The organism is Massilia brevitalea (assembly GCF_030711405.1).
GTDB lineage: Bacteria > Pseudomonadota > Gammaproteobacteria > Burkholderiales > Burkholderiaceae_D > Telluria > Telluria brevitalea.
The window spans coordinates 41,560-55,852 of record NZ_JAULSI010000020.1 but is presented as its reverse complement, the minus strand read 5'-3'; the positions used below and the strand labels follow the sequence as shown (position 1 = coordinate 55,852).

Annotated in this window: 14 protein-coding genes; 3 read left to right on the top strand and 11 right to left on the bottom strand. The window is 63.6% G+C overall.

Going from position 1 to position 14,293, the window contains the following annotated elements:
* Position 1: 1 nt before the first annotated feature.
* From flgJ to flgL, 3 genes are all read left to right on the top strand, one after another.
* Positions 2-940, top strand: a complete 939-nt coding sequence (flgJ, locus tag QWL29_RS14255; protein WP_305823543.1) for a flagellar assembly peptidoglycan hydrolase FlgJ — start codon at positions 2-4, stop codon at positions 938-940.
* Positions 941-1,008: 68 nt separating this feature from the next.
* On the top strand, positions 1,009-2,949 hold the full coding sequence (flgK, locus tag QWL29_RS14250) for a flagellar hook-associated protein FlgK (protein WP_305823542.1): 1,941 nt from the start codon (positions 1,009-1,011) through the stop codon (positions 2,947-2,949).
* A 25-nt stretch (positions 2,950-2,974) separates the two neighbouring features.
* Positions 2,975-4,198 carry a flagellar hook-associated protein FlgL gene (gene flgL, locus QWL29_RS14245; protein WP_305823541.1) on the top strand — a complete coding sequence of 408 codons (1,224 nt, stop codon included), beginning with the start codon at positions 2,975-2,977 and terminating at the stop codon, positions 4,196-4,198.
* Here the strand turns inward: flgL and QWL29_RS14240 are convergent.
* The 11 genes from QWL29_RS14240 to fliJ all read right to left on the bottom strand — a co-directional run bounded on the left by QWL29_RS14240 (position 4,186) and on the right by fliJ (position 14,276).
* On the bottom strand, positions 4,186-4,839 hold the full coding sequence (locus QWL29_RS14240; protein WP_305823540.1) for a PEP-CTERM sorting domain-containing protein: 654 nt from the start codon (positions 4,837-4,839) through the stop codon (positions 4,186-4,188). The genes flgL and QWL29_RS14240 overlap by 13 nt on opposite strands.
* 184 nt (positions 4,840-5,023) lie before the next feature.
* Positions 5,024-7,405, bottom strand: a complete 2,382-nt coding sequence (locus QWL29_RS14235; protein ID WP_305823539.1) for a sensor domain-containing protein — start codon at positions 7,403-7,405, stop codon at positions 5,024-5,026.
* A gap of 260 nt (positions 7,406-7,665) precedes the next feature.
* On the bottom strand, positions 7,666-8,496 hold the full coding sequence (fliR, locus tag QWL29_RS14230) for a flagellar biosynthetic protein FliR (RefSeq protein ID WP_305823538.1): 831 nt from the start codon (positions 8,494-8,496) through the stop codon (positions 7,666-7,668).
* A gap of 11 nt (positions 8,497-8,507) precedes the next feature.
* The gene (gene fliQ / locus QWL29_RS14225) at positions 8,508-8,777 is read right to left on the bottom strand and encodes a flagellar biosynthesis protein FliQ (protein ID WP_305823537.1); all 270 of its coding nucleotides are present in this window, start codon (positions 8,775-8,777) and stop codon (positions 8,508-8,510) included.
* A gap of 10 nt (positions 8,778-8,787) precedes the next feature.
* Entirely contained in the window at positions 8,788-9,531 is a 744-nt protein-coding gene (fliP, locus tag QWL29_RS14220) for a flagellar type III secretion system pore protein FliP (protein ID WP_305823536.1), read from the bottom strand.
* A complete protein-coding gene (gene fliO / locus QWL29_RS14215; protein WP_305823535.1) occupies positions 9,521-10,267 on the bottom strand; it encodes a flagellar biosynthetic protein FliO in 747 nt (248 codons plus the stop codon). The genes fliP and fliO overlap by 11 nt, the downstream gene beginning before the upstream one ends.
* Positions 10,264-10,683, bottom strand: coding sequence for a flagellar motor switch protein FliN (gene fliN, locus QWL29_RS14210; protein WP_305823534.1), 420 nt, complete (start codon positions 10,681-10,683; stop codon positions 10,264-10,266). The genes fliO and fliN overlap by 4 nt, the downstream gene beginning before the upstream one ends.
* Positions 10,676-11,674 (bottom strand): flagellar motor switch protein FliM, encoded by a 999-nt coding sequence (fliM, locus tag QWL29_RS14205; RefSeq protein ID WP_305823533.1) that lies wholly within the window; start codon positions 11,672-11,674, stop codon positions 10,676-10,678. The genes fliN and fliM overlap by 8 nt, the downstream gene beginning before the upstream one ends.
* Positions 11,675-11,683: 9 nt before the next feature.
* Positions 11,684-12,205 carry a flagellar basal body-associated protein FliL gene (gene fliL / locus QWL29_RS14200; protein WP_370663701.1) on the bottom strand — a complete coding sequence of 174 codons (522 nt, stop codon included), beginning with the start codon at positions 12,203-12,205 and terminating at the stop codon, positions 11,684-11,686.
* Between the two features lie 342 nt (positions 12,206-12,547).
* Positions 12,548-13,828: a flagellar hook-length control protein FliK gene (locus QWL29_RS14195; protein ID WP_305823531.1), complete on the bottom strand. Its 1,281-nt coding sequence runs from the start codon at positions 13,826-13,828 to the stop codon at positions 12,548-12,550.
* A gap of 7 nt (positions 13,829-13,835) precedes the next feature.
* Positions 13,836-14,276: a flagellar export protein FliJ gene (gene fliJ / locus QWL29_RS14190; RefSeq protein WP_305823530.1), complete on the bottom strand. Its 441-nt coding sequence runs from the start codon at positions 14,274-14,276 to the stop codon at positions 13,836-13,838.
* Positions 14,277-14,293 lie beyond the last annotated feature (17 nt).

Below are 14,293 nucleotides of genomic sequence, written 5' to 3'. Positions count from 1 at the left end.
AATGATCGGTAACAGCCCATCCACGAACGACCTGAGCAGCAAGTTCGCGCTCGACGCGCAAGGCCTCGGTTCGCTCAAGCAATCGGCAAAAGCCGGTTCGCCCGACGCCCTGAAGGGCGCCGCGACCCAGTTCGAAGCCATGTTCATCAACCAGATGATGAAGAGCATGCGCGACGCCACGCCGCAGGATGGGCTGATGGACAACCAGCAGACCAAGATGTTCACCTCGATGCTCGACCAGCAGCTGAGCCAGAACCTGGCCAAGCGCGGCATGGGCCTGGCCGACGTGCTGACCCGCCAGCTGTCGGTGCAGACCGACGCCAAGGCGCTGGCCATCGGCAGCGAAGCCTCGACCACGGTCGGCCGCGACGGCGTGGCCGCCGCGCTCGAGATTCCGCTGAAGCCAAAAGCCGGTCCGCTCAAGGAAGGCCTGGACGCGGGCCTGCAGACCCAGGGCATCAGCGCCAGCGGCCGCACCCAGGCGCCGCACGTGCAGGCCTTCCAGGAAAAGCTGGGCGCCCACGCCGCCGCGGCCGAACAGGTCACCGGCGTGCCGGCCAAGTTCATGCTGGGCCAGGCCGCGCTGGAAACCGGCTGGGGCAAGCGCATGATCCGCAACGCCGACGGCACGAACAGCAACAATCTGTTCGGTATCAAGGCCGGCCCTGGCTGGAAAGGCAAGGTCGCCACCGCCGTGACCACCGAATACGTGAACGGCGTCGCCCAGCGCCGCGTGGAAAAGTTCCGCGCCTACGACACGCCGGCCGACTCGTTCAAGGATTACGCGCGCATGCTGGCGAACAATCCACGTTACGAAAAGGTCATCAACAGCGCAGGCAGTCCCGAAGCATTTGCCCACGGCCTGCAGCGCGCCGGCTATGCCACCGACCCGAACTACGGCCACAAGCTGAGCAAGATTATCAAGAACTCATTGGCATGACGACATACGCAAGGCGTTCAAGTTTCGACGCGACTTGCCGTAAAAGACAACATCAATAGAGAAACGACATGTCCGGAAACCTTCTCAGCATCGGCAAGACAGGCTTGTACGCGGCCCAGGCCGCGCTCAGCACGACTGGCCACAACATCACCAACGCCAATGTGGCCGGCTACAGCCGCCAGGGCGTGGTGCAGGCCACGTCGACCCCGGTCGAGACCGGCTCCGGATTCGTTGGCACCGGCACCAAGATTGCCGAAATCAAGCGCTACAGCGACGATTTCCTGAACACCCAGGTGCGCACCGCAGGCGCCAGCAAGGCGTCGTTCGACACCTATTACGCGCAGATCAGCCAGGTCGACAATTTGCTGTCGAATACCACCTCGGGCCTGTCACCGGCGATGCAGAACTTCTTTGCGGCAGTGCAGGACGTCAGTGCCAACGGCGGGTCGGCAGCGTCGCGCCAGTCGCTGCTGTCGGCAGGCGCCTCGCTGGCCGGCACCTTCCAGCAGATTGACATGCGCCTCGAGGAAATTGATGCCGGCGTCAATACGCAGATCGAATCGAACGTCACCCTGATCAATTCCTACGCCCGGCAAATCGCAGACCTGAACAACAAGATCGCCGGTTATGGCACAGGCAGGCAGCCGAACGACATGCTCGACCAGCGCGACCAGCTGGTGACGGAGCTGAACCAGCACGTCAAGGCGACCGTCACGGTCGGGAACAACAATGCCCTGAACGTCTCGATCGGCAATGGCCAGCCGCTCGTCATGGGCCAGCAGTCGTTCCAGCTGGCGGCGTTGAAGTCGCCGACCGACTTGTCGCGCGTGACGGTAGGCTATGTTACCGGCGACAAGACGGTGGCCTTGCCGGAAAATGCGCTGGCCGGCGGCGAGCTCGGCGCCTTGCTGGAGTTCCGCACGAACACGCTGGACCGCGTGCAGAACGCGGTCGGCCGCCTGGCGATCGGCCTGGCGACCAGCTTCAATGACCAGCACAAGCTCGGAATCGATCCGGCGCGTGCACAGGGCCAGGATTTTTTCAAGACGGGCCAGGCCTACGTGGCGGCGGCCGTGACCAACGTGCGGCCGGCCACGGCGGCTGTCGATGCCGCCATCGCCGACCCGGCGCTGCTTACCGACAGCGATTACCGGGTGGAGACGGACGGCAGCAGCTTCTACGTCACGCGCCTGTCCGACAAGGAGCGCACCAAGGTCGATCCCTATGATGCGAACGGCACGACCTTCAGCAAGGACGGCGTGGATTTCCATTTTTCCGGCACCCCGATCGCCGGCGACAGCTACCTGGTGCGCCCGAGCGCCAACGGTGCGTCGAGCCTGCAGCTGGCGCTGTCGGACGTGAGCCAGATCGCCGCCGCCGCGCCGCTGGCGACCGCGGTTCCGCAGTCGAACAAGGGAAGCGGCCAGATCAGCGCCGGTAGCGTCGACGCCGGCTATTTCGCGGCGCCACCGGCGCTGCCCGTGACGCTGAGCTACGCCGGCGGCATGCTGTCCGGATTTCCCGATCCGGCCGCGGTGACCGTCGATGGCAAGGCGGCCGAGCCCGATGCCGACGGCAATATCGCGTTCAAGGCCGGCGCGACCTACAGCTTCAATGGCGTGAGCGTGAAGCTGTCGGGCGCACCCATGGATACCGACAGCTTCAGTATCGCTGCCAACACCGGCGCCAGCGCCGATACCCGCAACATGCTGGCGCTGGCCGGGCTGCAAACGAAAAACATCCTGAATAATGGCAGTGCCACGTTCCAGTCGGCATTTGCCCAGACCGTCAGCTCGGTCGGCAACAAGACGCGCGAAGTGCAGGTCAGCGCGAGCGCGAGCGAGGCGCTGTTCAAGGAAGTGCAGGCCTCGGCCGAGAACGTTTCAGGTGTCAACCTGGACGAGGAAGCGGCGAACCTGATGAAATACCAGCAGGCTTACCAGGCCGCCGGCAAGGTGATGCAAATTGCCACCAGCATCTTCGACACCTTGCTGTCGATCGCACGCTGAACCCGGAACGCAAGCGGAGCACACCATGCGCATCAGTACCCGAACCATCTATGAAAACGCCACGAATCAGCTCAACTCGCTGCAGTCGCAACTGGCGAGGACGCAAAACCAGCTGTCGGCCAATACGCGCATCCTGACTGCGGCCGACGACCCGATCGCCGCGGCGCGCGCGCTCGAGGTGACGCAATCACAGTCGCTCAACACCCAGTACGCCACCAACCGCAACAGCGCCACCAGCGCCCTGGCCCTGGTGGAGCAGGCGCTGAACGAAGGCGGCAACCGGGTGATGGATGTGCAAACCTTGCTGGTGCAGGCCGGCAATGGCGCGCTCAACAAGAGCGACCGCGAGAAGATCGCCGGCGAAATCGAGGCGCGCATGCAGGATCTGCTGGGTGTGGCGAACAGTACCGACGGTAGCGGCCATTATCTGTTTTCCGGCTACCGCAGCACCACGGTACCGTTCGTCGAGGTCGAGGGCGGTGCGGACTACCAGGGCGACCAGGGCCAGCGCATGCTGCAAGTGGGCGCCTCGCGCACCCTGGCCATCAGCGAGACCGGCAATGCGGTGTTCGAAGGCGCACGTACCGGCAACGGCAGCTACCAGACCGTCATGGCCGCGGGTAACAAAGGCTCGGCGGTGGCCACCAGCGGCTCGGTGGTCGATCCTTCGCTGCTCAATGGTCATGCGTACACGCTGTCGTTTCAGCAAACCGGAACGCCGGCCGCGACCACCTATACCGTGACCGACAATACGGCCGATCCGCCGGAGCAGCTGGTCAGCGGCAAACCCTATATCGAGGGCCAGAAGATCACCGTTGGTGCGGTGTCCTTCGACGTCAAGGGCAGCCCTGCCGACGGCGACAGCTTCGAGGTCAAGCCGGCGCAAAAGGAGTCGGTGTTCGCGACGCTGTCGAACCTGGTGACGGCCTTGCGCACGTCGACCGACGACGAAGCCGGCCGCGCGGCACTGACCAACAAGCTGACGGTGGCCGGTGAAAACCTCGGCTCCGCGCTCGACAATATCCTGTCGGCGCGGGCCTCGGTCGGTTCGCGGATGAAGGAAGTGGACTACCTCGAGAGCGCCGGCGCCGACCTGGGCGTCCAGTACGCATCGACCCTCTCGAAGCTGCAGGACCTCGACGTGGTCAAGGCCATTTCGGATTTCTCGACCCAGCAGTCAACCTTGCAGGCAGCCCAGGTGTCGTTCAAGACCATGTCGGGGCTGTCGCTGTTCAATTACATCAGCTGATTGCGGCGGCGGCGAGCGTAAGCGGCGCCCAGCATCGCCACGCCGAACAGGGCCAGGCTCGATGGTTCCGGCACGTCGGCGGCAATGTTCGAGCCGTTGAGTCGCAAGCTGGCGCTGCGCAGGGTGAAGTCGCTCACGACCCACGACTCGTCGTAGAACGACAGGTAGAACTTGCCGCTGCTGGCGATGTTCGAGAATACATCAGCGTGGCTGGCAGCGTCGATGTGGAAGGTCTGGCTGATGACAGCGTTGCTCTTGGTCATGCTCATCAGGCTGCTCGAAACATGATCGGCCTGGTCGCCAACGCCCACGAACCAGTTTTCGTAGGTTTTCGTGTTGACGAGCTTGAAGAAGTCATTGGTATTGCTGAAGCTTAAGGTCAGGTCGAAGCTGTCGATGCTTTTGTAATCGATCGTGCTGAAATCGAATTCGTCATTGAACCTGGTGCAGCCCGACGCCGTATCCTTGACCGTGACTGCGTTGCCCGTCACTTTGTCGCAAGGCTTGCGTATGCCGGTATTCGGGTTGACATTGCCTTTTGCGCTGCCGTAGTTCTTGTCGACCGATCCTAGCTCAATAACACTTGCATTGGCGGAAGCCGCAGCGGCGAGCAGCAGGGCAGGAAGGGCGCGCTTGATCATTGCTTTCATTATTTCTCCAGTTGGAACAGGTATCGAAAAGGACTTCGTTACCTATTGAGCAAACATCGTGCCAACTGGAAATTATCTTGTAAATTCAGAAACTTAGATTTTTTGTCGCTTTCTATAGTTGCACAGTGTAAAGAATTTCTACAAAGAATTAAAATTTTCGATACGCCAAATGTATTTACGCTGGTAATCTGTCGTCATTGCATACCATCTCTTGCAATTTTTCTTGCGACAGCGCGGCGCTGAAGTAATAGCCCTGCATCTGGTCGCAATGATGGGCACGCAGGAACGCGAGCTGCTCGAAGGTTTCCACACCTTCGGCAATGACCTTCATTTTCAGGTTGTGGCCGAGCGCGATGATGGCGCGCGTGATCACGGCATGGCCGTCGTGCAGGCCGCCGCCCAGGAAGGACCGGTCGATCTTGATGAAGTCGACCGGGAATTTCTGCAGGCGGCTCAGGCTCGAATAACCGGTGCCGAAGTCGTCGATCGACAGGCGCACGCCCAGCGTCTTCAGTTCGGCCAGCGCCTCCGTCGCCTCGGCTGGCCGGTCCATCAGCTGGCTTTCCGTCACTTCCAGTTCCAGCATGTGCGGGTCGACCCCGTGGCGCTTCAGCACCTCGGCCAGGTGGCGTGCAAACTGGCGCTGGCGTAACTGCCGCGCCGACAAATTCACGGAAATCACGAAGTCTTCGATGCCGAGCGCGCGCAAGGCTTTCAGGGCGCCGCATGCCTCGGCGATCACCCACTCGCCCAGCGGCACGATGAGGCCGGTTTCCTCGGCTACGGGAATGAATTCGTCCGGGGAAATCATGCCCTGTTCGGGATGGCGCCAGCGCACCAGGGCTTCGGCCCCGACCACCTTGCCGGTGCGCAGGTCCACCTTCGGCTGGTAGCCGAGCATCAGTTCGTCGTTGCGGATGGCGCGGCTCAGGCTTGCCTCCAGCATCAGGTGCTGGTGCACGATCTGGTTCAGCTCCGCCGTATAGAACTGGGCGTTGTTCTTGCCCAGGGCCTTGGCGTGGTACATGGCGGCATCGGCGGCGCGCATCACGCGGTCGACGCTGTCACCGTCGAGCGGGAACAGGCTGACGCCGATGCTGGTGCCGGGCACGATTTCGCGGCCGGCCACGTCGATCGGCGCGCGCACGCTGCGGCGGATGCGCTCGACCAGGTCGGCCACATGCTCGGCGCTGGGCTGGTCGTTGATCACCAGCACGAACTCGTCGCCGCCGACGCGCGCGACCGTGTCGTGTTCGCGCACGTTCGCTTTCAGGCGGCTGGCAATTTCTTGCAGCACCACGTCGCCCGCTTCGTGGCCGAAGTTGTCGTTGATGTGCTTGAAGTTGTCGAGGTCGAGAAAGGCCAGCGCACCCAGCACCCCATATTCCAACGCATGGTCGATCGCCTGCTTCAGCTGGTCTTGCAGCAGGGTGCGGTTGGCCAGGCCGGTGAGCGGGTCGTGGTGGGCCAGGTGGTGCAGGCGGCGCTCGTAATAGCGCGCTTCGGTGATGTCGTTGATCACCGCCACGAAATGCGTCACCTCGCCATCGATGTTCGTCACCGGGTCGATGCGCAGGTCGTTCCAGAACACTTCGCCGTTCTTGCGTGCGTTGCGCAGCACCGAGCGCACGCTTTCCTTGTGCACGAGCGCATCGTGGATGCGCCTGTGTTCCGACACGTCGCAGCCTTCGATGCGCATGAAGCGCGGGTTGCGGCCCTTGATTTCCGCCAGTGTGTAGCCGGTAATCTGCTCGAAGGCGGGGTTGACGTATTCGATCTTGTTGTCGCCGCCTTCGCAGCAGGTGATCAGGATCGCGTTCACGCTCGAGAACATTGCGCGCTCGCGCACCCGCAGCCCCTGCTCGGTGCGCTTGCGTGCCTCGATGTCGAGCCCGGTGCCGAATATGCAGGGCAGGCTGCCCAGGCTGGTGCGCGCGCAATGGAACAGGAAGGTGGTGCGCTTGCCGTGCTTGCTGATCAGTTCGGCTTCGTGCGAGGAACTGCCGTAGTCGAACGCGTCCAGGATCTTTTGCACGATCGTGGGCCGCTCTTTTTCGTCGAAGAAGAACTTGACGTTACTCGTCGGCAGCTCCTCGCTCGACATTTCCAGCGCTTCTTCGAGCTGGTGGTTCCACAGCAGCAGGTGACCGCTCTGGTCGATCACATAGAACACGCAGGGCAGGCCTTCGATGATGTCGGCCACCGGCAAGTCCTGGATCAGCGAATAGCGCGGCGGGCTATGGCCATTGCGCGGAATGACGATCACGCTGTAGGCGCCGGGCTGGCCCGGATCGTAGGATTGCGGTGCCACCGTCACGCGGATCGGCAGGCGGTGGCCGTTGGCGCACAGCAGGAAGCCGACCGATTCGGCATCGGCGCGCGCCGCCATCGACACGCCGCCGCCGGCGTCGTTGAACTCGACCACGCGGTCCAGGGTCTGGTGGCGGATGTCCGACACCGTGTAGCCAGCGAGCATTTCGCAGGCCCGGTTCCAGCTCGTGATGACGCCGGCGGCGTCGACCACGAAGACGGCAAGGGGCAGGGGTGAGAGATTCAAGCGATTCTCCTGGACCGCCGCGCAGGTGCAGTGCGGCGCTTACCATGTATTTACAGTCCATGATACCGCTTTGATCAGGTGTGCGCGCGGACATGTTTCTGGCGTGCGGACGGACAATCAGGCAGCCGTGTCGGAATGGCAGGCCGCGCTGTCCTGCACACGATCGGTATCGAGGGCCTGCACGTCACAGGCAGGCGCGCCAGTCTGTGCCTGTCGCGTGCGATGGCCGGGCTGGTCCTGTGTAAGCATGGGCTCGACGGCTAAGGCAGCGCCCGCGGCCCGGTTGCCGGCGCAGGCCCCGGGGGGCGGTCGGCGGCGGTCCGCGCGAGCCGCCGCCCAGCCTCGATTCCCTCGTTGAACAGGTTGACGATCGGCGTACCCAGGTAGGGCAGGCTCAGGCTCAGGGTCAGGAGCCCGACCCCGAGCGTAACCGGGAAGCCGATCCCGAAAATGTTCAGCTGCGGCGCCGCCCGGGTCAGGATGCCGAGCGCGACGTTGACAATCAGGATCGCGGCGATGATCGGTAGCGCCAACTGCAGCCCTGCCGAAAAGATGCGCGAGCCCAGGCGCACCAGTTCCAGCGGTGCCGCCAGCGACAGCGGCGTGGCCGAGATCGGCAGGCTGATGAAGCTTTCGGACAGGGCCGCCAGCAGCACCAGGTGCGCGTTCACGGCGAGGAAAGCCATGGTCGCGACCATCGACATGAACTGGCTGATCGCCGCCGAGCGGCCATGGGTGGAGGGGTCGAAGAAGGAAGCGAAACCGAGACCCATGGTGGAACTGGCCAGTTCCCCCGCATACTCGAACGCGGCGAAGACCAGGCGCATGGAAAAGCCCATCGCCAGCCCGATCAGCAGCTCCTGCACCAGGATCAGCAGGCCGGCGTACGACATCGGATCGAGGGCGGGCAGGGCCGGCACCGTGGGTGCGATCACCAGCGCAAGCAGCACCCCGAGCACCACCTTTGCCGACACCGGCACGCTGGTGTGGCCGAACACCGGGGCGGAGGCGACCAGCCCGAGGATGCGCGTCAGGGGCCACAGCAGGCCCGCGATCCAGGCGTTGATCTCGCCCGATGTCAGGGTCAGCATCGAACGCGAACCTAGCCGACCATGCCGGGAATCCCGGTGAACACCTGGCGCATGTAGTCGAGCATGACCGACAGCATCCACGGCCCCGCCACCACCAGGGCAATGAACACGCCGACCAGTTTCGGAATGAAGGAAAGCGTCGCTTCGTTGATCTGGGTCGCGGCCTGGAAGATGCTCACGACGAGGCCGATGATCAGCGCCACCAGCAGCAGCGGCGCCGACACCAGCAGGGTGATTTCCATGGCCTGCCTGCCGAGGGTCATGACGGATTCAGGAGTCATCGCCGCCTTCCTAGTTGAAACTCTGGGACAGCGAGCCCAGCAGCAGTTGCCAGCCGTCGACCAGCACGAACAGCATCATCTTGAACGGCAGCGAAATCACGGCCGGCGACATCATCATCATGCCCATCGCCATCAGCACCGAGGCCACCACCATGTCGATGATGAGGAAGGGGATGAAGATGGCGAAGCCGATCTGGAACGCCGTCTTCAGCTCGCTGGTGACGAAGGCCGGGATCAGCACGCGCAGCGGCACGTCTTCCGGGCCCTGCAGGGCCGGCGTGCGCGAGATCTTGGCGAACATGGCGAGGTCCGACTGGCGCGTCTGCTTCAGCATGAAGTCCTTCAGGGGCGCGGCGCCGCGGTTCATCGCCTCCGTCATCTGGATGCGGTTTTCCTGCAGCGGCACATAGGCCTCGGTATAGATCTTGTCGAAGGTCGGCCCCATCACGAACAGGGTCAGGAACAGGGCCAGGCCGACCATCACCTGGTTCGGCGGCGCGGTCTGGGTGCCGATCGCCTGGCGCAGCAGCGACAGCACGATGATGATGCGGGTAAAACTCGTCATCATCAGCAGCGCGGCCGGCAGGAAGGTGAACGCCGTCATCAGGAGCAGCGTCTGCACCGGCAGTGAGTACTCGGTGCCACCGCCCGGGGCGGGGCTGGTGGTCAGGGCCGGAATGCCGGGCTGGGCCAGCGCCGCCAGCGGCAGCAGGGCAGCCAGGCCGGCAACCAGCAGGAAAGTCTTATGTCGCATTGCGTTTGTCGATCGTCTTTTTGAGCCAGTCGGAAAAATTCGTGACCGGCAATGTATCGGCGGCCAAGGTGGCGCCCGATTGTACGCCAGCCTCCTGCCGCGGCATCGTGGCAAGCGCATTCACGCGTCCCGGCGAGGCGCCGACCACGATCCACTGGTTGCCCACTTCCACCACCATGATGCGTTCGCGTCCGCCGATGTTCAGCGCCCCGACCAGGCGCAGGTTGGCGGAATTGCCGGTGAGCCTGGGCCCCCAGCGCTTGGCCGCCCAGGCCAGCGCCGCCAGCAGGCCCAGCACCAGCAGCAGGGCGAAGATGGTCTGCATCAGCATGCCGGTGGAGGGAACGTGGGCGGGCTGGGGAATCGTTGCGGGCCGTGCCGGGGTGCCGGGGATGGCGGCCGGGGCCGCAGGGACGACGGTGGCGGGCGGGTCGTTCACCGGGTTCTGCGCCGTGGTCGGCACTTCGCCGACGGTGGTGGCGCGTTCCGGCGGCACGATATCGACCTGGGCGTCGGAGGAAGCCGGCGCGCTGGCCGGCGCAGTGGCCGATGAGGCGGTTGGCGCTTGTGCAGCAGCAGGCCTTGCCGATGCGGTGGCCGCCGGCGCCTGCGCCGAGGCCGCCAGCGGCAGCCAGCAGGCCGCCGCCAGCATCACGCTCGCCCCGCACCCGCGTAACAGGGAGAATTGCGGACATCCATGTCCGGTCATGCGGGCGAGGGCAAGCGTGGGCATCATTTATTCAATTTTCTGATCCGTTCCGATGGCGTGATGATATCAGTCAGGCGGATGCCGAACTTGTCGTTCACGACCACGACCTCGCCCTGGGCGATCAGGCAGCCGTTCACCAGCACGTCCATCGGTTCGCCGGCCAGGCCGTCGAGCTCGACGACCGAGCCCTGGGCCAGTTGCAGCAGGTTCTTGATCGCGATCTTCGTGCGGCCCAGTTCGACGGTGAGTTGCACCGGAATGTCGAGGATGAAGTCGATGTCATTCGGCGTTTCCGGGCGCGGACTCCTGGCGCCGAAGTCCTGGAACACGGCGGCCGTGGCGGCCTGCTGCTTCTGCAATGCGGCGGCTTCGGCGGCGGCCTGCTCGGCTATCGCGGCGCCCCAGTCGTCGTCGAGGTGTTGATCGTCCTGGTTGTCAGACATGGTGTTTCTCCTGATTGAAGCTGTCGGTATTTGCCAGCAATTTCTCGACCTTCAGCGCATATTGCCCATTCGCGACGCCGTATGTGCATTCCATCACGGGCACGCCGTCGACGGTGGCCTGGATGGTGTCGGGAACCGAGATCGGAATGACGTCGCCGATCTTCATGTTGAGGATGTCGTCGAAATTCGCCTTGCCATGGCCGAGTTCGGCCACCAGTTCGACCTCGGCGATCTGGATCTGCTGCGTCATCAGGCGGATCCAGCGTTTGTCCACTTCGAGCGCCTCGCCCTGCAGGCTCGACGTCAGCGCATCGCGGATCGGCTCGATCATCGAGTAGGGCATGCAGAAGTGGATCTGGCCCGATACCGGCCCGAGCTCGATGGTGAAGGTGGACGATACCACGACTTCGTTCGGGGTCGCGATGTTGGCGAACTGGGTGTTCATCTCCGAGCGGATGTACTCGAATTCGATCGGGTACACCGGTTCCCACGACTTGCCGTAGGCCTCGAACACGATGTCCAGGATGCGCAGGATGATGCGCTGCTCGGTCTGGGTAAAGTCGCGGCCTTCCACACGGGTGTGGAAGCGGCCGTCGCCGCCGAACAGGTTGTCCACCAGCAGGAATACCAGGCCCGGATCGAAGACCATCAGCGCGGTGCCGCGCAAGGGCTTCATGTGGATCAGGTTCAGGTTGGTCGGCACCACCAGGTTGCGGATGAATTCGCTGTACTTCGACACCCGCACCGAGCCCACCGAGACCTCGGCGCTGCGGCGCAGGAAGTTGAACAGGCCGATGCGCAGCAGCCGCGCGAAACGCTCGTTGATAATCTCGAGTGTCGGCATGCGGCCGCGCACGATCCGCTCCTGGGTCGCCAGGTTGTAGGTGCGGACTCCCGAGGTATCTTCAGGCGCGGAGATGTCGTCCTGATCGCCGTTGACCCCCTTGAGGAGGGCATCGACTTCTTCCTGTGAGAGGAAATTATCGGCCATGATGTTTCTTTACTGGATGATGAACGAGGTGAACAACACGTCGGAGACTTCCTGTTCGTCGCCTTCTTCTTCGAACGGCACTTGTACCACGGCCTTGATCTCGGACGCCAGCTGCTGCTTGCCTTCGACAGTGCTGATTTCGGACGCTTTCTTGCCCGACAACAGCAGCAGCACGCGGCTGCGCACCTTGACCATGTTTTCCTTGATCAGGGCGCCTTGTTCCGGGCCATTCACCTGCAGGGTAAACTGAACCTGCAAATACTGGTCGCCGTTCTCGGGTTGCAGGTTCACCACAAACTGTTCCACCGGAATGTACTCGGCCTTGTGGGCTTCCTTGGCCTTCTTCTTTTTCTTCGGCGCTTCCTCGTGGGCCTCGGCATCGCCGCTGCCGTGCAGGAAAAACCAGCCCGCGCCGGCGCCGCCGCCCAGCAGGAGCACGCCCGCGATCGCGATGATCATGAGCTTCGTCTTCGACCGGCCGGCTGGTGCTGCCGCGTCTGCGTTCGGGTCGGCCTTCGTTTTCGGATTCACTTTCAAGATGCCTCGTGCCAAATGGGTTGCGTAATTATGGCATTATCGAGAAAAAGTGCGCAGCGGCAAGCCTTGAAAAGAAAGGGGAAGGTGGGTCAGATCGGGGTTTGTCGAGTGTCATCGTACGAGGCCCGAGGTTCGTAGGGTGGGCACTTGTGCCCACGCGGTATGGTACCGATGATCATTCGTGCCTTGAAAATATCGATACGCTTAACGTCAAAACATGTGAATGCGCGCGTACGTTAGCCCGCGTGGGCACGGAGTGCCCACCCTACGTCAACGTGGCGGATTGCAAATAAAAACGGCCGCGTGAAGCGGCCGTTGTCGTGTGGTGATGCTCTTTTACGCGAAGGTATCGACTGCCCCCGCACCACCCAAGATGCTGGTACGCTGGCGTGGCGTTACTTCCGCCACGCTGCTGTCGCCGCCGCTGACGCCATTCCCGCCGCCGTTACCCGAGCGGCCTGAACCAGACTGATTCTGCTGCTGATTACCCTCGTTCCCCGAGTTCACGCTCGCATTACCCAGCGCAATCCCGCTCTCGCTCATCATCTCGCGCAGGCGCGGCAGGGCGTTTTCCAGGGCCTGGCGTACCTCCAGCTGCTGCGACGAGAAGGTCACGCTGGCCATGTCGTTCGACACGTTCAGCACCACCTGCACCGGACCCAGGTCCGGCGGGTTCAGTTCCAGCGTCGCGGTCTGCTCTTCGCCGCCCACCATCCAGATCACTTTCTGGCCGACCTGATTGTCCCAGGCTTGCGTACCCACGCGCGCGCTCAGGCGGTCGGTCGGCACGGCGCCCGCGGCCTGGGCGTTTTGCAGGGCATTCGTCTGGGCGACGAGGTTGGTGAAGGTTTCCGGCGCGGCCGTTTCCTTCAGGGCCGCCGCGCTGTCGTGCAGCTTGGCGGCGAACTGGCCGGCGTCAAGCTGCAGCTTGCCGGCCTGCTCGCCCGCCTTGCCCAGGTCCAGGCCGCGCAGGTCGGTCCCCGGCGCCGCCTTGCCCGGGGCGTCGTCGGCCGCCAGCGTCTTGGTGTCGAGCTTGATGGCCGGCTCGGCGCCTTCCAGGCCCAGCTTGCCTTTCAGGCCGCCTTGGCCGCCCGCAGTCTCGGTGTCGAGCGTTGGCGTGGCCTTGGCCGCCGCTTGCGGCTGGCCCAGGCTGGCCAGCATGGCGAGCATGTCGGTGACCGAATCGGCTGCCTTGCTGTCGCCCGGCGCCGCTTCCTCGCCCTCGCCACTGTCGGCGCCGGCTTTGGTTTCGGTGCTGGCCTGGGCGGTGTCGGTCTTGTCGGCACTGTCCGTCTTGGCGCTGTCCTTGGCTGGCTCCTTGGCCGCCTCGCGTGCCGGCGCCTTGGCTTCGTTGGCGGCCGGCTTGTTGGCTTGCGCGGCCTGCGCCTGCGGCTTGGCGGCCATCTGTGGCTGAGGTTGCTGAGGCGCCTGCGGCGCCGGCTGCATCTGCGCCTGGCGCTGCTCCAGCTGGCGCTGCTCGATCTGGCGTGTCAGCGTCGCGCCGAAGTTCGCGCCATCGGAGTTCAGCACGGCATTGCCGCGCATGTTCTGCGACTGGCCATTCAGGCCGTTCGCGCCATTGACCTGGAACGCAAGGGAAGTGGTGTGCATCGTCATGATTCGTTCAACGTTGGTTGCGGACGGTACGCGCAGCGTGGTCATCCATCATTTTCTGGTCGCGCTTGTCGGCGATCTTCTGGGCTTCCGCCAGCGCACGCTCGTTCAGCGTGCGGTAGGACAGTCGCTTGCGCTCGCTTTCCTGCCAGGCTTTCTTTTCCTGGTCGCCCTTGTACTTCGCGTGTTTCACGACTTCGGCCTGGCCATTGATCGCGTTGTCGAGCTTGCCGACAAAGGCGACGAAGTTCTGGTAGGCGAAGGGCGTGATGCCTGCCATCTGCTGCTGGTCCAGGCGGTTCGCGTAATCGTCGCGGTAGCCGAGCAGCATCTGGTACTTCTGCTCGGCTTCCTCGACCGCCTTCAGCGCGGCGCCGAGACGCTTGGCCGCGTCGTCGGATTCGCGCTGGGCCAGTTCGATCAGGGTTTCAAGGGCGGAGGTATTTGCCATAGTGGATCAGTATATCC

Excerpts from the sequence above, each read along its gene's own strand:
- flgK (WP_305823542.1), top strand. The coding sequence starts at position 1,009 with ATGTCCGGAAACCTTCTCAGCATCGGCAAGACAGGCTTGTACGCGGCC.
- fliO (WP_305823535.1), bottom strand. The coding sequence starts at position 10,267 with ATGATGCCCACGCTTGCCCTCGCCCGCATGACCGGACATGGATGTCCG.
- fliJ (WP_305823530.1), bottom strand. The coding sequence starts at position 14,276 with ATGGCAAATACCTCCGCCCTTGAAACCCTGATCGAACTGGCCCAGCGC.
- fliP (WP_305823536.1), bottom strand. The coding sequence starts at position 9,531 with ATGCGACATAAGACTTTCCTGCTGGTTGCCGGCCTGGCTGCCCTGCTG.
- flgL (WP_305823541.1), top strand. The coding sequence starts at position 2,975 with ATGCGCATCAGTACCCGAACCATCTATGAAAACGCCACGAATCAGCTC.
- fliQ (WP_305823537.1), bottom strand. The coding sequence starts at position 8,777 with ATGACTCCTGAATCCGTCATGACCCTCGGCAGGCAGGCCATGGAAATC.
- QWL29_RS14195 (WP_305823531.1), bottom strand. The coding sequence starts at position 13,828 with ATGACGATGCACACCACTTCCCTTGCGTTCCAGGTCAATGGCGCGAAC.
- fliR (WP_305823538.1), bottom strand. The coding sequence starts at position 8,496 with ATGCTGACCCTGACATCGGGCGAGATCAACGCCTGGATCGCGGGCCTG.
- QWL29_RS14240 (WP_305823540.1), bottom strand. The coding sequence starts at position 4,839 with ATGATCAAGCGCGCCCTTCCTGCCCTGCTGCTCGCCGCTGCGGCTTCC.
- flgJ (WP_305823543.1), top strand. The coding sequence starts at position 2 with ATGATCGGTAACAGCCCATCCACGAACGACCTGAGCAGCAAGTTCGCG.
- fliM (WP_305823533.1), bottom strand. The coding sequence starts at position 11,674 with ATGGCCGATAATTTCCTCTCACAGGAAGAAGTCGATGCCCTCCTCAAG.
- fliN (WP_305823534.1), bottom strand. The coding sequence starts at position 10,683 with ATGTCTGACAACCAGGACGATCAACACCTCGACGACGACTGGGGCGCC.